We start from the raw sequence: 14,406 nt of genomic DNA on the forward strand, positions 1-14,406 counted from the left end.
CTCCGGTGTGCATTCGGGATAGGCCGCCCAATATAGGACGGCCGCGCGGCTTCGTCTTGGAAAAATCCGCTGCGGCGGTGCATCATCACGCAGTCACCTCAACGGTTCGTCACCATGGCCGACTTGCGTAACGTGACCGAGACGCCCAAAGGCGTCGTCGGCCCGAAAGCCTTCAATCAGCGCTTCCGCCTGAATCGCTATTACCCGTGTGCCGACCTGGCCGGCGTGCTGGATCACCACTGGATCGTCGAATGGGATCTGCGCGACCAGCCGCCGTATGTGCAGCGCACGCTGCCGTATCCGTGCGTGAATCTGGTATTCGACCGGCGACAGACGGGGATCTTCGGCGTGGTGTCGGGGGCGTTCGAGACGACGTTGGCCGGGGCCGGGCGCGTGATCGGCTTGCGGTTCCGGCCGGGCGCGTTTCGGGCGTTCTTCGGCAAGCCGGTGCATTTGTCGACCGACAAGGTGCTGCCGGTGTCGACGCTGCTCGATTGCGGCGACGCGCAAGCCGAAGAGGCGGTGCTCGGTGCCGAGGATGATGCCGGGATGGTCGCGGCCGCGGAGGCGCTGCTGTTGCGGGTGCTGCCGCCGGCCGATCCGCAGGTCGAACGTATTCATGGCATTTTGCAGATGCTGCAGCAGGATATCGGGCTCACGCAGGTGCGAGATCTGGCCGAGCGCGCGGGGTTGAGCGAGCGCACGCTGCAGCAGCTCTTTTCCGACTATGTGGGCGTGACGCCGAAGTGGGTGATCTGTCGTTATCGCCTGCATGAGGCTGCGGACAAACTCGCCGGCGGCGAGCCGGTCGATTTCGCGGAACTGGCGCAGGCGTTGGGGTATTTCGACCAGGCGCATTTCACGCGCGATTTTCGCAAGCTGGTCGGGAAGGCGCCGGCGGAGTATCGGCGGGAGGATCGGCAGGGGTGAGGTTGCGGATGAGGGGGCGTTGGCCTGCTTTCGGCTGACAATGAACCGGCGAAGGGGCGCTCAGGGCATCGGTGAATTTCAAACAATGGATGCGTTGCCTATCATTCCACCCTATAGTGCTCGTCGTTGACCGATCCGCAAGAAAATCAGGAGCCTTCGTGTTTCATCGGAAATCCAAGTTGGGGCGTTCGAGCTTCGCGTGCGTCGTCGCTTTGACGATGATCCTGGCGCCCGTCGCGGCGCATGCAGAGGCGGAGGCCGTCGACGGCACGACGCACGTCGCGCCTGCTGCCGATCACGACGCGTCGCCCGCACGACCGATCGTCGGCGACGACCCGGTTGCCATTCGGGATGCCCTGAAGAAGCTGCACATCAGCCCCGCGCCGCCTTCCTTGAGCGACCGGGTTCGCGGCCTGGTCTCCGACGCAACCGACCGGTATGCCCCGAATCCCGACCTGGCGGCCGTCGGCCTGGATCGCGACGTGACGTTCGTGGTGCCGGTGCAGTACGGGCTGAGGTACCGGTCGCAGCGGCACCTGTTGACGCTGGACGTCGACCTGTTCGACGCGGAGCACGGCGACCGGACGGGCATCCTGCTCCGGAAGGTCACGAAGGGGCCACGAGGGCGAGGGCTCGTGATCGCCCCCGAAGCGAAGGCGAAAGGGTACATCCAGCAGATCGACATCATCGAACTCGATTCCGGGCATGGGAAAAAGACCACGGTTCGCAGCCGGATGCGGATTTCGCCCGCCGTGTACGCTCAAGCGCATGGCGACTTCGCGCTCGTCTTTTCCGGGCGGCTGGTTCGGCCTTATCTGACCGAGCAAGTCGAGCATGCCGATCCGAGTATCGACGAGCCGACGGACATTACGACCCGGATCTCCAGGTTGCATATGGATATCAATGCGATCTCGCTGGTGAGTCCGTCGAGCGGGGTCGTGTTGGCGAAGAAGCTGAAGTTGTCGAAGTAGGGGTTTTCGTGCGCGGGGCGGGGATGCTGACAGGCTTACGGGGCGCACGCATGCTCAAATTTTGGCGTTGCGCAATCTCAGCGCGTTCGAGATGACCGAGGCTGAGCTCAGGCTCATCGCCAATGCCGCGATCATCGGCGACAGCAGCAGCCCCGTGAACGGGTAAAGTGCCCCGGCCGCCAACGGGACCCCGAGCGCGTTGTAAACGAACGCGAAGCCAAGATTCTGCTTCATGTTCGCGACGGTTGCCTCGGACAGCGCTCGAGCACGCGCGATACCGCGCAAGTCGCCCTTGACGAGCGTCACCTGAGCGCTGCTCATTGCCACATCCGTGCCTGTTCCCATGGCCACGCCGACATCGGCCTTGGCGAGCGCGGGGGCGTCGTTTATGCCGTCGCCAGCCATCGCGACGACATGCCGAGCTTGCTGAAGCCGCGTCACCAGATCGAGCTTGTCGGCAGGCTTCACCTCGCCATGGAATTCGTCGACGCCGAGTTTCCCGGCCACGGCCTTGGCAGTGACCACTCCGTCACCGGTCGCCATCACGACTCGGATACCGTTCTCCTTCAATGTCGAAAGCGCCTCTGGCGTGGTCGCCTTTATCGGGTCAGCGACCGCCAGCAGTCCGGCCAAACTGCCATCGACTGCCAAGTACATGACGCTCGCGCCTTGCGCACGCAGGCTGTCCGCCTCCCTGGACAGCGATTCGACGGATACGGCGTCGGTCTGCATCAGCGCGGTGTTGCCAAGTGCAAGTCGCCTGCCAGCGACAACTCCTCTCACGCCGATACCCGTAGCGGATTCGAAATTTTCCGTGCGGTCCAAAGTCAGCTTCTTCTCGCGGGCTGCCACAACGATGGCTGCGGCAAGCGGATGCTCGCTGCCCTGGTCGAGACTCGCCGCCAGACGAAGCACGTCGTCGGTCGTGTATCCGTTTGTGCCTACGGCCTGCTCGAACGCAGGACGCCCCTCGGTCAGCGTCCCCGTCTTGTCGACAATGAGCACGTCGACCTTGCGCAAATTTTCAATCGCGGCGGCATCGCGAAAGAGAATCCCGGTCGTGGCTCCTTTGCCGCTTGCGACCATGATGGACATGGGCGTCGCAAGGCCCAGCGCGCAGGGGCACGCAATGATGAGCACCGCCACTGCATTGATGAGACCGAACACCCAACTGGGATCAGGCCCAAAGATGCCCCACACGAGGAAGGTCAGGAGAGCGACGCTGACGACTCCGACGACAAACACGCCGGCCACCTTGTCGGCCATGCGCTGCATGGGCGCACGGGAGCGCTGCGCCTGCGCGACCATCTGCACGATTTGCGACAGGACGGTCTGGGCGCCGACCTTTTCCGAGCGGATGACGAGACTGCCTGTCGCGTTCATCGTTGCGCCGATGACGTGGTCGCCAACGCGCTTCGTGACGGGAATGGGTTCGCCGGTAATCATGGACTCGTCGAGCGAACTCGTGCCGTCCGTCACCACGCCGTCCGCGGGGACTTTCTCGCCCGGCCGTACGCGAAGCAGGTCTCCCACATGAACATGGGACAACGGAATGTCTGCTTCGGAACCGTCCGGGTTGATGCGCCGCGCGGTCTTGGGTGCGAGCCCGAGGAGTGCCTTGATGGCGGCGGACGTTTGCGAGCGGGCCTTCAGTTCGAGCAACTGCCCGAGAAGCGTCAGCGAGATGATGACTGCCGCCGCCTCGAAATACACGCCGACCCGGCCGTGCGCGCTGTACGTTTCGGGAAACGCGCCGGGGAAGAGGGTCGCGATGACACTGTAGATATAGGCCGCGCCTGTCCCGAGCCCGATGAGCGTCCACATGTTGGGGCTGCGGTTCATGAATGAGCGCACGCACCGCTCGAAAAACGGTAGGCCCGCCCACAGGACGACCGGCGTAGAGAGAATGAACTCAACCCAGCTTTCGGTGCCGGCGTCCATCAATCGTAGGCGATGGCCAAACATCGCCAGCACGAAAACGGTGGCGGTCAGTGGCAACGTCCTCCAGAATCGGCGTCGGAAATCGACCAGTTCCGGATTCTCGCCTTCGTCGACGCTGGGCAGAAGCGGTTCCAGCGTCATGCCGCACTTCGGGCATTGCCCGGGATGGTCCTGTCGAATTTCCGGGTGCATCGGGCACGTGTAAATGGTGCCCTCGGGCAGTGCTTGCGGGTGCTCGATGGTCGAAGGCTCAACGTACCTGGACGGCGCAGCCTCGAATTTCGTCAAGCAAGCCTGGCTGCAGAACGTGTACCACTTGCCATTGTGTTCGCGGCGCAAGCGTGACTCATCGGTCACTGTCATTCCGCAGACGGGGTCGCGAAGCGGATCCGTGGAGCGTACGTGTTTGTCCTGGCCATCATGGTGATGAGCATGCATGTCGTGTCCATGCCCGGCGGAAGGGGCGTGCTCGTCCGTCTCACGACCGTGATGTTCGTCCGATGACAAGTGCCCGGACATCCTTTGGTGATGAAGTTCGTCTTCGCCGGGTTGGCCGCTCATTTGACGCTCCTTTGCTCACCCGCTCCGTTTCCATCGAGGCTCGTCGCCCTGCGCGTTCGATATTGACGTGACGGCCGGTGCGCATAGGACATAGAACAGCACAACCGTGGCTGAAAGCGTCGCGCCAGTCTTGAAGGGTTTCATGGCAGCCTCCTCATCCCGGAAGATTGCGATCGAGTTTGGCAGTGCCAGCTACGGGTGAGCTGCCTGAAATCAATGCACTTGGGCCGGGCGTTTTCCAAACAAGCTGGGTACGAAGCGCGGCGTGTGTGCCGCGTATTCACGCCACGCAGTGCCGAACCGCGCCTCCGAATAATGCTCCTCTTGTATGGCTAGTCGAACGTACATGAAAACGAGAATGGGGAACATGGCCAAAGTCACGAGCGTGGGCCATTGGAGCAGGAAACCCAGCATGATTACGACGAACCCGACGTACTGAGGATGCCTGATTTTCGCGTAGGGTCCGGTGGTGGCCAGCTCCTTGCCACGCTGAGCTTCATACAGTACGTGCCACGCCGTGGACAGCAAGTAGAAGCCGCCCAGTATGAAGAAGAAGCTGAGAAGATGCGGAAGCCCGCCATGCGGGTCGCCGTGCCTGCCGGTCAAGGTCCACCAGAGGTGCCCTGCATCGTGGGATAGCAAATTCGTGTGCGGAAATCGCGTCTGCAACCAGCCCGATAGCAAGTAGACGGTGAGCGGAAAGCCGTACATTTCCGCGAATAGCGCGACGATGAAGGCGGAGAATCCACCGAACGTTCGCCAGTCCCGCTTTGTCGCAGGCTTGAAGAAGCTGAACGCGAAGATGATGAAGACGAGAGAATTGATAGCTACGAGGCCCCACAGGCCGTAACCGTCACCGATGCTGGTCATGACCGTCTCCCGAACGAGGGCGCCTGCCGGTCGATTTCGTCCCGTCGTGCCTGTGTCCGTGGTGCATGAACAGATGCATCAGCGGGCACGAGAGCAACAGCAGATATGGCAAGACGCCAAGGAAGTGGGCGCGGTGTTCGGAAAGCAGGAGGAATAGCGCTATTGCAGTGAACGCTACGAGTGCAATGGCTGACCGTGATTTCCAGAACGGCCGGGCACCATGCGGGCTGTCATCCATGGTGGTCTCCCGTTTCGTATCGTCTCACTTCTCGGCCGGATGCTCTTGCGCAGCCTGACGGTCCATCATTGCCTGCATCATCATTTGCATCATATCCATGCGCATTTCCATACTCTCGTGCCGCGACGACATCGGCATACCGGACGAGCGAGCGCCCATCATCTCCATCATGCTCATGCCGTTTTGCATGACTTTCATTTGCTCGTCCATCAGGGCGGCGCGTTCTGGAGGCGTCTTCGCGTTCATCATCTTTTCATGCATGGCGCGCATGGCCTGCATCTGGTCGTTCGCCTCGCGGTTTGACTTGTTCGGCGCTTTTGCGGCTGCCTTATTCGGATGATGGGCATCGTGAGCTGCATTGTCGGCGGCCGCCGGCGTGCCGGCGATTGCAACGGCACTGACCATGCCGAGCGTCGCAATTGCGATTGCGACTTTGTGCGGAAATGCCATCTTGTTCTCCATGAGCATGGTTCTTCAGAGCCGGTCGAACCCTGAAACCACTCTATGCTGACGCTCCTTCGACGGCTTGACGTGGCTCAACGAATCACGCGCCGAATTCTTCATATGTAGCGCGGCCGTGGAGCCGACACGCGCCCGAGACGGTGCATCGCTCCGGGCGCGCATCGACAATGCAGCATTGACATGCATCAACCCTGCGACCGCCGAGCTACTTACGATAGGCAGTGCACCGGTGAGCGGCGGAATGCCGGGAATACAAGGCAGAGGCGCGTCCATGTCGAAAAATTCTGTGGCAATGTCCGCACGGCGCCGTCTGGCCCGCGCACTTCTGACAGGCGCGTTGGCGCTGAGCTTGCTGTCTCTCTCAGGGTGCGGCTATAACGCCATCCAGAGCCAGGACGAGCAGGTGAGGGCCAGCTGGTCGGAAGTGCTCAATCAGTATCAACGGCGTGCCGACCTCGTTCCCAACCTCGTCAACACAGTGAAGGGGTACGCGGACCAGGAAAAGGAAGTGCTGATCCGTGTGACGGAGGCGCGGGCGAAAGTGGGTGAGATTCGCGCCACACCGGAACTCATTGCTGACCCGCAGGCGCTCGCAAAATTCGAAGCGGCACAAGGTCAGCTCACGTCGTCTCTATCACGGCTGCTCGTAGTTTCGGAAAACTATCCGCAATTGAAGTCGGACGCGAATTTCCGGGACCTGCAGGCGCAGCTCGAGGGTACGGAAAATCGTATTGCGGTTGCCCGAAACCGATACATTCGCTCCGTTCAGACGTACAACACGACGATACGTTCGTTCCCGAACAATTTGACTGCAAAGGCCTTCGGCTATGTTGAGCGCCCCAACTTCTCCGTAAGCAACGAAGCTGAAATTTCCAGACCGCCGCGGGTCGACTTCGGCTCGACGCCGGCCTCTGCAGGCGGGACATCCAATTGAACGTGCTCCGACTGGCGCTGGCCGTCGTTCTAACCTCGTTTCTCCTGGGCGGAGCCGGTGCGTTCGCGGACGTCCCGGTCCCGCCGTTGACGTCGAGAGTCACCGACGAAACTGGAACCCTGACCAGCGACCAGTCGGCCAGCCTCGAGAAGACGTTGAGAGAGTTTGAGGCGAAACGAGGAACGCAGTTTTCAGTGCTCATCGTTCCGACCACGGAGCCCGAAACCATCGAACAGTATTCGATGCGAGTCGTCGAGCAATGGAAGCTCGGCCGCAAGAATGTGGACGACGGCGCGCTCCTGATTGTCGCGAAAAACGACCGAGCGCTTCGAATCGAGGTCGGGTACGGCCTCGAAGGCGTGCTCACCGATGCAGCGAGCAATCGCATCATCAACGAGGCGATCGTTCCGCGGTTCCGAAACGGGGACTTCTACGGTGGCATCACCGCCGGCCTCGACGCCATGATGCGCGTCGCCAGCGGCGAGCCGTTGCCGCCACCGCAGCGACCACCGCGGACAAGCGACGGCGCCGGACGGTTGCTTCCCGTTCTCTTCCTCCTGACGGTCATGGCCGGTGGCCTGCTGCGCGCCATGTTCGGGCGGCTGCCCGGCGCCGTCGTGACCGGCGGTGTCGTCGGGGCAATCGCGTGGATCTTATCGCAGGCGCTTTTTGTCGCCATCGCGGCGGGAATGATGGCGCTGCTCTTCACGCTGCTGGGGGGCGGTATGAGAGCCGCTGGCGGGCGCTTCATCGATGGTCGCGGCGGGCGTTTCGGCCGTGATTCGAATCGCGACATCTTTCGCGGCGGCGGTGGGGGCTTCGGCGGCGGCGGCGCATCGGGACGGTGGTGAGTATGGACCTTAAACGTCTCTTCCGACATCTTTTCGCGACCCGCTGGCGGGTCGACAAGGCATTTTCACGGCGGACGCTGATCTCGATCGAAGAGGCTGTACGTGCCAGTCATCGCATGCACGTGGGGCAGGTCAGGTTTGCTGTGGAAGGGGCGCTGCATATCGGCGCGTTGCTGAAGGGCACCTCTGCGAGGGACCGTGCCATCGAGGTTTTCTCGGACCTCCGGGTTTGGGACACGGAGCACAACAACGGCATTCTCATCTATCTGCTCCTTGCGGACCGGGACGTCGAAATTGTCGTGGACCGAGGCATACACGCCAGGGTGGACCAACGCGAATGGGAGGCGATTTGCGAAGCCATGGAGGCTCATTTCCGGCAGGGCGACTATCGGTCAGGTGTTCTGCGAGGTATCGAGCAAGTTACGGAGCTGCTGAAAAAACACTTTCCGCTTCACGGTCCGTGGCTCGACGATCTTTCGAGTGCGCCCGTTGTGATATGAGTGCCGAAGCTCGACATCGGTCCTCTTGAACCTGTCCACACCGACAAAATGCCGACGCCCAAACGCTCCGATTTCGAGGGGCAGATGGCCACCCGCAAAAAGGGCACTGAAAAAAGCTCCAGCGCCCCCTTTGGCATTGATGGTGGTTAGCGCTTGTCAGGTAACGCGCAGCCGGCAGGTAAGCGTCGCGTAACCCAAACCACAACAAGGCCAGTAACCGAAACTAATGGAACTCGGCACAGCCTGTCCTGGGGAATTACAACCGTTTACACAACGCCTTGCTTAGAGCTAGGTCCGATTTTTTCAATGGATTCAAGAGGCTAGGCAACGCGTAAACAGATACAACCGCGCGCAGCAGCGTCAAATCACGAGGAGAATGACGTCGTGCCACATTTGGCAACGGTTTGAATTAGAAGCGTATACGCCCCGTCCCGCCAGACTTCGCGAACTTTGGTATGAAAACCGGTGCTGCTCGGCTCCTGGGCTCCATTGGCGAATATTCGAGACCGGGTCGGGTACATGCCACCTTGTTGGCGTAAGGTCCGGTACTGGTAATCGCAAAGGCATGGTTCGTCGACTGGTCGCATACAACAGTTCGGGTGCATGTTGGACAATTCGTGAGCCATAAAGCACCAGCCTTGCCCCAGGTGTGTACTGGCGTCGTTGAGATTGACCCCCGAGTGCATCTACTGAAGCGAGCCCGAGCTGCTCTGCGTGGCACTGCGCGCCTTCATCCGGTAGGGCCTTACCTCCGCTCGAAGACCGGTACAGTATTCGTCTCTCGATGTGTGACTGGGGAACCACATGACGTGATGGAGGCGAGGCTTGACGGTTGCGTTCGGAGGAACAGGGCATATTGCAGCGTGCTGTTGAGCCAGCATCCAAAATTCGACTTGGATACTGTCAAAGTCGATGAGACCGACGACATTGTAGCGGTCGTATGCAAGCTGCATGACGTGTCGCTCGCCCGAAAAAACGTGGCTGGTGACCGGCATTCCCATACAACACAACGACACTTCCCTTGTCGTCGGTTCCGTAGAAACGTTCGATGCATCTTCGCGGGAAAATGTGCTGCCTCTGGACGAGCCTATATGGGTTTCCTTTCTGAACAGGCTCGGGTTTGTGTTTGCGGCATTCCACAGAATCATCCTTCTGGCGATGCGTGACTCGGTCCGTTGGCCGTAAAGGTTAATGGTCATCAGGCATCACGGACATCCAGTGAGCGCTTTTCCGGAGTGAAGAATCTGCCTACCACTAGGTCTGTTGCTTCGAGCTTCTGGTTGATGTCCGAAGTCGCAAAAATGACCTGAAATTCCGCATCGTAGGTTGCAGACTCTTCGACGATAATTTCCTGGAGACGATGGCTACGCGCCTTCTCCATGCCGCCATCGTCGATACCGTCCAGCATCATGAAGCGAGGCAAGCGCATGAAGGGTTTCTGAACGCTAGCCGTGAGCAACGCGAGGTGGAATATGTGGCGAAGTACAACGGCTGAACTTTCTGAGAAGTTCCGCGAACCGTTCACGTAGACAGAGTTTTCCGCGAAATCAAAGTACACATCGTCCGCGTTTACGAACTGGGGCGTTAACGGAAGGTCAAGCTTTAGTAGCCGGACCATGGCAGCAGAAACGGCTTGAACGACCTCAAATTTACGTTGTGCCTGCCTTTCCTGCAGGCGAACGATATTCTCCTCGAGTCGCTTGCTTTCCGCCGTGAGTTTGTCACGACGCTCCTGAAGTTCTGTAATGATGGTGGCCAGCTTTTGCTGCTCGTACGCCTGGCGCAATTCTTCGTCGACTTTACCGAGTTTTCGCGCCATTTCCTCAAGGGCATTCTCTACATCGCTCGACCATGAGTTTGCGACGACGGCGTAGTCCTGCTCCAACTGTCGCAATTTTTGCGTCAGCTGAGGAATTCCAATACGGAGCTGTTCGGCCTCCTTCGTCTTAGTCTCGAGCAGGGTCGTCGATTCCTTGAGCTGAATGTTGAGCTCGTTCTTCATGCGTAGCAACTGCGTGTCTCCTCGACCGTCGCCGAGCACGCTGGTGCATAAGTGGCAGTGATGCTCGTCGGCTCTCACATCTGAGAGTTCGCTCAAGCAGCTTGGACAGAAACGGAACCGAAGATTGCCGAAGTAGTTTCGCGTCTCCCGCGACTCGTCGAGACCGCGAAGCCTTGACTCGATTTCCTTTAAAAACAACAGCGAGTCGGTGATATCCAGTTCTAGCGCCGCAAGTCGGTCCTTTGCGGCTGATTCGTCTCGCCGCGCGGCATTCAGATTGTTGCGCAATCCATCGGCGGTCGCCCGAGCCTTGGATGCTTCCTTTTTTGGAAGAACGCGCTCAATCTTCAGTTTTGCAAGCGATTGCGAAAGCTCATCGCGAACCATCTGCAACTCGGTGACTTTGTCGTTCAGAAACTGGAGGTCCGTAGTCTGACCCGAGCGCCCCAAAACATGAAAAATGCTGCGGAGCTCTGTTTCCTGCTTGCTGATGCGGGCCTCAATTTCACGTAGTCGGAGCTGAGCCGAATAGAGACTGTCATCATATGCGCCGACAAGGTAATCGCCTACCGTAGCACGTGTGAGCGGGCTATCGAAGTTGTCGAGGCGGAAAATTGGACTATGGACCGACGGCTGGTCCGCATATAGCACACGTAATATCTGGTGCATTGTGAGGTTCGAAGCGCCGTCGCCTTGTGCCTGCGGCATGTCGAGCGCCTCAAACAACGCCTGTGAAAAACTGATGCGGTGCTCGCTTCTTTTGAAAGGATATCGCTCCCATTGCTGCGGGCCGGCCTTAAGCGCGGCCTCAAGTGGCCCCCAGAAGATGGACATAGGGCGTAGCTGGGTTTCTCCAATCTCACGCCGAAGACATGCCACCGCACCGTTGAGCCGAACCTCGACGAGCGTGTCGGTGCAACGCAGCGCCTCTGGCTTCCAGCGGATATTTTCCGAACCTAGGGAGAATGCGAGCAGGTCCATGACCGTCGTTTTGCCAGAGCTGTTCCGGCCGCGAATGACGTTTACTCCATCGTGAAATGCACAATCGAAGGCAACGTGGTTTCCCTGGTAGACCACAAGGCGGTTTACACGCAGGGTCGGCTCAAGCAAGGTCATACCGGTGTTCCATGAGTTGAGAACGGTCCTTCAGCCCGTTCTGGCCAAGCAGGGGAATCCGAGAGAGACCGGCCAGGACGCCTTCGGCGATTGGCTGGTTTGCCTCGACGAATTCCTTCAGCTTTGCATCGAGTGACTTGGGAAGCGGCGTTCCTGTGCGTACCACATAACCGGCGGCAAAGGGTTCCATATCTATCAGACCTGATGCGGCAATCGACCTCAACGCTTCTTCCTGGATGTGACGCATTTCCATGAAAGTTGATGCGCTGTTTACTGGGTCTCGATAGATATTGGTGGCTGCCTTCGCCTGTGCGCGTAGTTCTCTGAGATTCTCCGGGAGTCGTATTGACTTCACCATCCCGGGGAAAACGAGATAAAAGTCTAAGATACGCGCCTTCTCTATTTCGAGATTTGACACACGCTCCGCTATAAGTAGCATGCGGAATACGCAGTGATACCCGTCGAAGGCGGGGTGGTATATCAGCACTTGTCCCACCTGATGTGGCAATTTCCCGCCAGGAAGTAGAGAAGCCCTTGCAGGTCCATTGCGTCAATTTCCAGAACGTTCTCACCAAGCATATTCTGGATAGTCTGCACAATGGCGTTAATACATTGGTCAACGGCGACTCGGTCCGAGCCCTGCTGGATGACTGGGGTGACCAGAAGAGTGAATTTCGAATGTAGCTCGGTGAGAATTATCGTGAAGATGCGCTGGGCAGTACGCGAAGTCTGGTGCTTCATAATGGATTTCGCCGCGCGCTGCTTCAAGTCCATGGCAAGCAGAAGAAGGTCATCTCTTCCGCTTTCACGGAGCTTTTCCGCGAGTCCGCGCACATCTCCTTCCGTCACTGCGGACATGTAGTGCTCGAGCTTGGCGGAAAACGCCCCACCTGATGGGTCGCCGATACCGTCCGCCTTCAGCTTAGCATACAGCTGTGCAAGCTCGAGACTGGCGGCAACGCTGGTCGTTACATTGACGATGCTGGTGGTGCTGTTGTCAATGATGTCTCGTCCGGCAATGTCGCGACCTGCGGTATTGTTCTTTTGGTTCGCAGACACGAGCATTACCTGCGATTGCCTTTGTGCATGTCACCGCCGGCAATGTCACCGCCAGCGCTATTTCCCTTCTGCGACACGACCGTTGTCCGTTGTGACCGGGACGAGCGATTGGAAATTACGACCTTTAAAGTCCAGCCGGTCGCCAAACCAGCCAGAAATGTGCCGATGTGCGTCAACAAATCCATGGGTCCCCCGACTCGCGTGCATTTTCATTTATCAATGCAATTGTATTGCTGCCCGGGGAGGACATCAATGATGGAAGGAGGAAAATGAGGGTGACTCGATAGCTTTCAAAATCATTTCGTTCCTGTGCCTTGGGCCGGGGCAAGCGGTGTCCCAACCTGTAGTTCTCGCACTAGTCGGCGATTGTTGGCGGTTCGTTTCATGCCTTCGGCTACCTCCTTCTGCTCTTGTACGGCTTACGAGACTATCCGAATTTGCCGAAGGGCGCGCCACCCGCGATGAATCCTCGGCCGCCTACTCCCGGCTAAATTCCAAGCGCCTCCCGGGAGAGCCTCGTTCCGTAGCGGTTGCCGTCACTGCGACCGCGCTCCATTTCCAGAGAAATTGAATTCTCCAAAATATCAATGTGCATGAATTTTTTTTACGAATTAGTGAAAAAACGTCGAGAATACGTGCGGCGCTTTCGTATACTATTGTTTTAACAAAAAGATTCTAAATTGCGATGAGACTGTTCAAAAGTACACGTAAATGTAAGCTGGCCGCCGCCGGCACAATCGCCCTCGTGCTGCAGGGTTGCGGCAGTGTGCCGCCGTCTACGCCCCAGGTATCCGCCGAGAACGCCAAGGCCACGCTGAACGTCTATCCGGACAACCGGGTATTAATGCAGGTGATGTACAAAGCCACCCCGACCTTTTGGGGTTGGACGAGCGACAAGGACGTCATTCTGGCGCTCCTTATTGACGGTCATGCCTACAATGTTAGGGACATCGCGTCGCTGACGTCCGTTGCGTTCTGGCATAGTGGCCAGCCCGCCCACCGTGTGACGGTGCAGCTGAAATCAGGTGAAGCCGTCTCGAGCGTCGTAGCCAACAGAGGACAAAATGTCGCGTGGCTGGCCTGCAATCTGCAAAAGGCCTGCGATTCGCGGCAATTTCTCAGCGTGTCTGATTACCATACCCGGCTAAACGGCATGCTTACGGGCGTCTTCGAAACCAGTCTGACTGCACCGCCGACGCGCGACACCAAGCTGGAGCTAGTCAACGACTATCGCGCGGTCCCTTCCTTGGTCAATGGGCTTCAGCAGATTCGTTTCCTGAACGAATCCGAGAAGGCCACGCTAGATGAGAAACTAGCCCGTCGGGAACAACGCTGGGCGGAAATCCAGCAAGCCAATGCGCAGCAAGAGGCCGCCAATCAGGCGGCGCGGCGAGCACGCGAGCAGGCTATCGAGCGCGAGGGCGTCGAAATGCGCAAGCATATTCGTGTCGGCGCGATGACGAACTGCGGTCAAGTGTTCGAGTTACGCCGCCCGATGGTGGGGGTCCAAACGATGAACGGCATGCAGTTCATTGATATCTCACGGCTTTACGGGCCGAGCGCCGACTGTCGCTTCCTTAACGGCCAGTACGTGGGACGCTAACTGCTTGTTCTCAGCCGAGTGGGTTGAGAACAACGTTTCAGCGCGCAGGCCCACAGCCTCGCAAGACTGGTGCGGGCGCGGGACCGCTTAGTTCGCGCTCAGGGGCTGCTCGAACAAACGTTTCTTGCGGTTACCGACCGAGCGGCATGACGGCCGCATGCGGACAACGGCGCGCAAAGACATGTGCGAACAATCACTCCCGCGATGGAGGCGGTAGTGGGCCTGCAGACAAAGGAGTGGCCGGACGACTATCCGGCCGAGGCAGTGGAGTGGTTGGTGGCGGAAGGGACGAGTTCAAACGAGCAGATGACACACGGTAGTCGCGCAAGCTGGCGGACCACGTTATCCAGCCCAAGTGATGCTCTATC

14 protein-coding genes are annotated in these 14,406 nt (G+C 59.0%); 7 read left to right on the forward strand and 7 right to left on the reverse strand.

Annotated elements, in window-relative coordinates:
- Positions 1–114 precede the first annotated feature (114 nt).
- Positions 115–930 (forward strand): helix-turn-helix domain-containing protein, encoded by an 816-nt coding sequence (locus tag NQV17_RS26005; protein WP_257774433.1) that lies wholly within the window; start codon positions 115–117, stop codon positions 928–930.
- 158 nt (positions 931–1,088) lie between these two features.
- Entirely contained in the window at positions 1,089–1,901 is an 813-nt protein-coding gene (locus tag NQV17_RS26010; RefSeq protein ID WP_257774434.1) for a hypothetical protein, read from the forward strand.
- 54 nt (positions 1,902–1,955) lie between these two features.
- Here the strand turns inward: NQV17_RS26010 and NQV17_RS26015 are convergent, their stop codons facing one another.
- The 4 genes from NQV17_RS26015 to NQV17_RS26030 form a co-directional block, all read right to left on the reverse strand.
- Positions 1,956–4,403 carry a heavy metal translocating P-type ATPase gene (locus NQV17_RS26015; RefSeq protein WP_374692749.1) on the reverse strand — a complete coding sequence of 816 codons (2,448 nt, stop codon included), beginning with the start codon at positions 4,401–4,403 and terminating at the stop codon, positions 1,956–1,958.
- Between the two features lie 213 nt (positions 4,404–4,616).
- Positions 4,617–5,273: an isoprenylcysteine carboxylmethyltransferase family protein gene (locus NQV17_RS26020; protein WP_257774435.1), complete on the reverse strand. Its 657-nt coding sequence runs from the start codon at positions 5,271–5,273 to the stop codon at positions 4,617–4,619.
- Entirely contained in the window at positions 5,257–5,511 is a 255-nt protein-coding gene (locus tag NQV17_RS26025) for a DUF2933 domain-containing protein (protein ID WP_257774436.1), read from the reverse strand. Before NQV17_RS26025 ends, NQV17_RS26020 begins: the two co-directional genes overlap by 17 nt.
- A gap of 24 nt (positions 5,512–5,535) precedes the next feature.
- Positions 5,536–5,973 (reverse strand): hypothetical protein, encoded by a 438-nt coding sequence (locus NQV17_RS26030; protein ID WP_257774437.1) that lies wholly within the window; start codon positions 5,971–5,973, stop codon positions 5,536–5,538.
- Between the two features lie 271 nt (positions 5,974–6,244).
- Between NQV17_RS26030 and NQV17_RS26035 the strand changes: the two genes are divergently transcribed.
- Genes NQV17_RS26035 through NQV17_RS26050 form a run of 4 tightly spaced genes read left to right on the forward strand, consistent with a single transcriptional unit; the run spans position 6,245 to position 8,408 of the window.
- Entirely contained in the window at positions 6,245–6,907 is a 663-nt protein-coding gene (locus NQV17_RS26035; protein WP_374692750.1) for a LemA family protein, read from the forward strand.
- A complete protein-coding gene (locus NQV17_RS26040; RefSeq protein ID WP_257774438.1) occupies positions 6,904–7,758 on the forward strand; it encodes a YgcG family protein in 855 nt (284 codons plus the stop codon). Before NQV17_RS26035 ends, NQV17_RS26040 begins: the two co-directional genes overlap by 4 nt.
- A gap of 2 nt (positions 7,759–7,760) precedes the next feature.
- Positions 7,761–8,258, forward strand: coding sequence for a TPM domain-containing protein (locus tag NQV17_RS26045; protein ID WP_257774439.1), 498 nt, complete (start codon positions 7,761–7,763; stop codon positions 8,256–8,258).
- Positions 8,259–8,408, forward strand: a complete 150-nt coding sequence (locus NQV17_RS26050) for a hypothetical protein (RefSeq protein WP_257774440.1) — start codon at positions 8,259–8,261, stop codon at positions 8,406–8,408.
- Between the two features lie 1,048 nt (positions 8,409–9,456).
- Here NQV17_RS26050 and NQV17_RS26055 read toward each other — a convergent pair.
- From NQV17_RS26055 to NQV17_RS26065, 3 genes are read right to left on the reverse strand one after another with little or no spacing between them, the layout of a single operon-like run.
- Positions 9,457–11,376, reverse strand: a complete 1,920-nt coding sequence (locus NQV17_RS26055; RefSeq protein WP_257774441.1) for an AAA family ATPase — start codon at positions 11,374–11,376, stop codon at positions 9,457–9,459.
- A complete protein-coding gene (locus NQV17_RS26060; protein ID WP_257774442.1) occupies positions 11,363–11,863 on the reverse strand; it encodes an ABC-three component system middle component 5 in 501 nt (166 codons plus the stop codon). The genes NQV17_RS26055 and NQV17_RS26060 overlap by 14 nt, the downstream gene beginning before the upstream one ends.
- The gene (locus tag NQV17_RS26065) at positions 11,857–12,435 is read right to left on the reverse strand and encodes an ABC-three component system protein (RefSeq protein WP_257774443.1); all 579 of its coding nucleotides are present in this window, start codon (positions 12,433–12,435) and stop codon (positions 11,857–11,859) included. The genes NQV17_RS26060 and NQV17_RS26065 overlap by 7 nt, the downstream gene beginning before the upstream one ends.
- 685 nt (positions 12,436–13,120) lie before the next feature.
- On the opposite strand from NQV17_RS26065, the gene NQV17_RS26070 reads away from it, so the two are divergent.
- Entirely contained in the window at positions 13,121–14,038 is a 918-nt protein-coding gene (locus NQV17_RS26070) for a hypothetical protein (protein WP_257774444.1), read from the forward strand.
- Positions 14,039–14,406 lie beyond the last annotated feature (368 nt).

It is taken from the genome of Burkholderia sp. SCN-KJ (assembly GCF_024656005.1).
Lineage (GTDB): Bacteria > Pseudomonadota > Gammaproteobacteria > Burkholderiales > Burkholderiaceae > Burkholderia.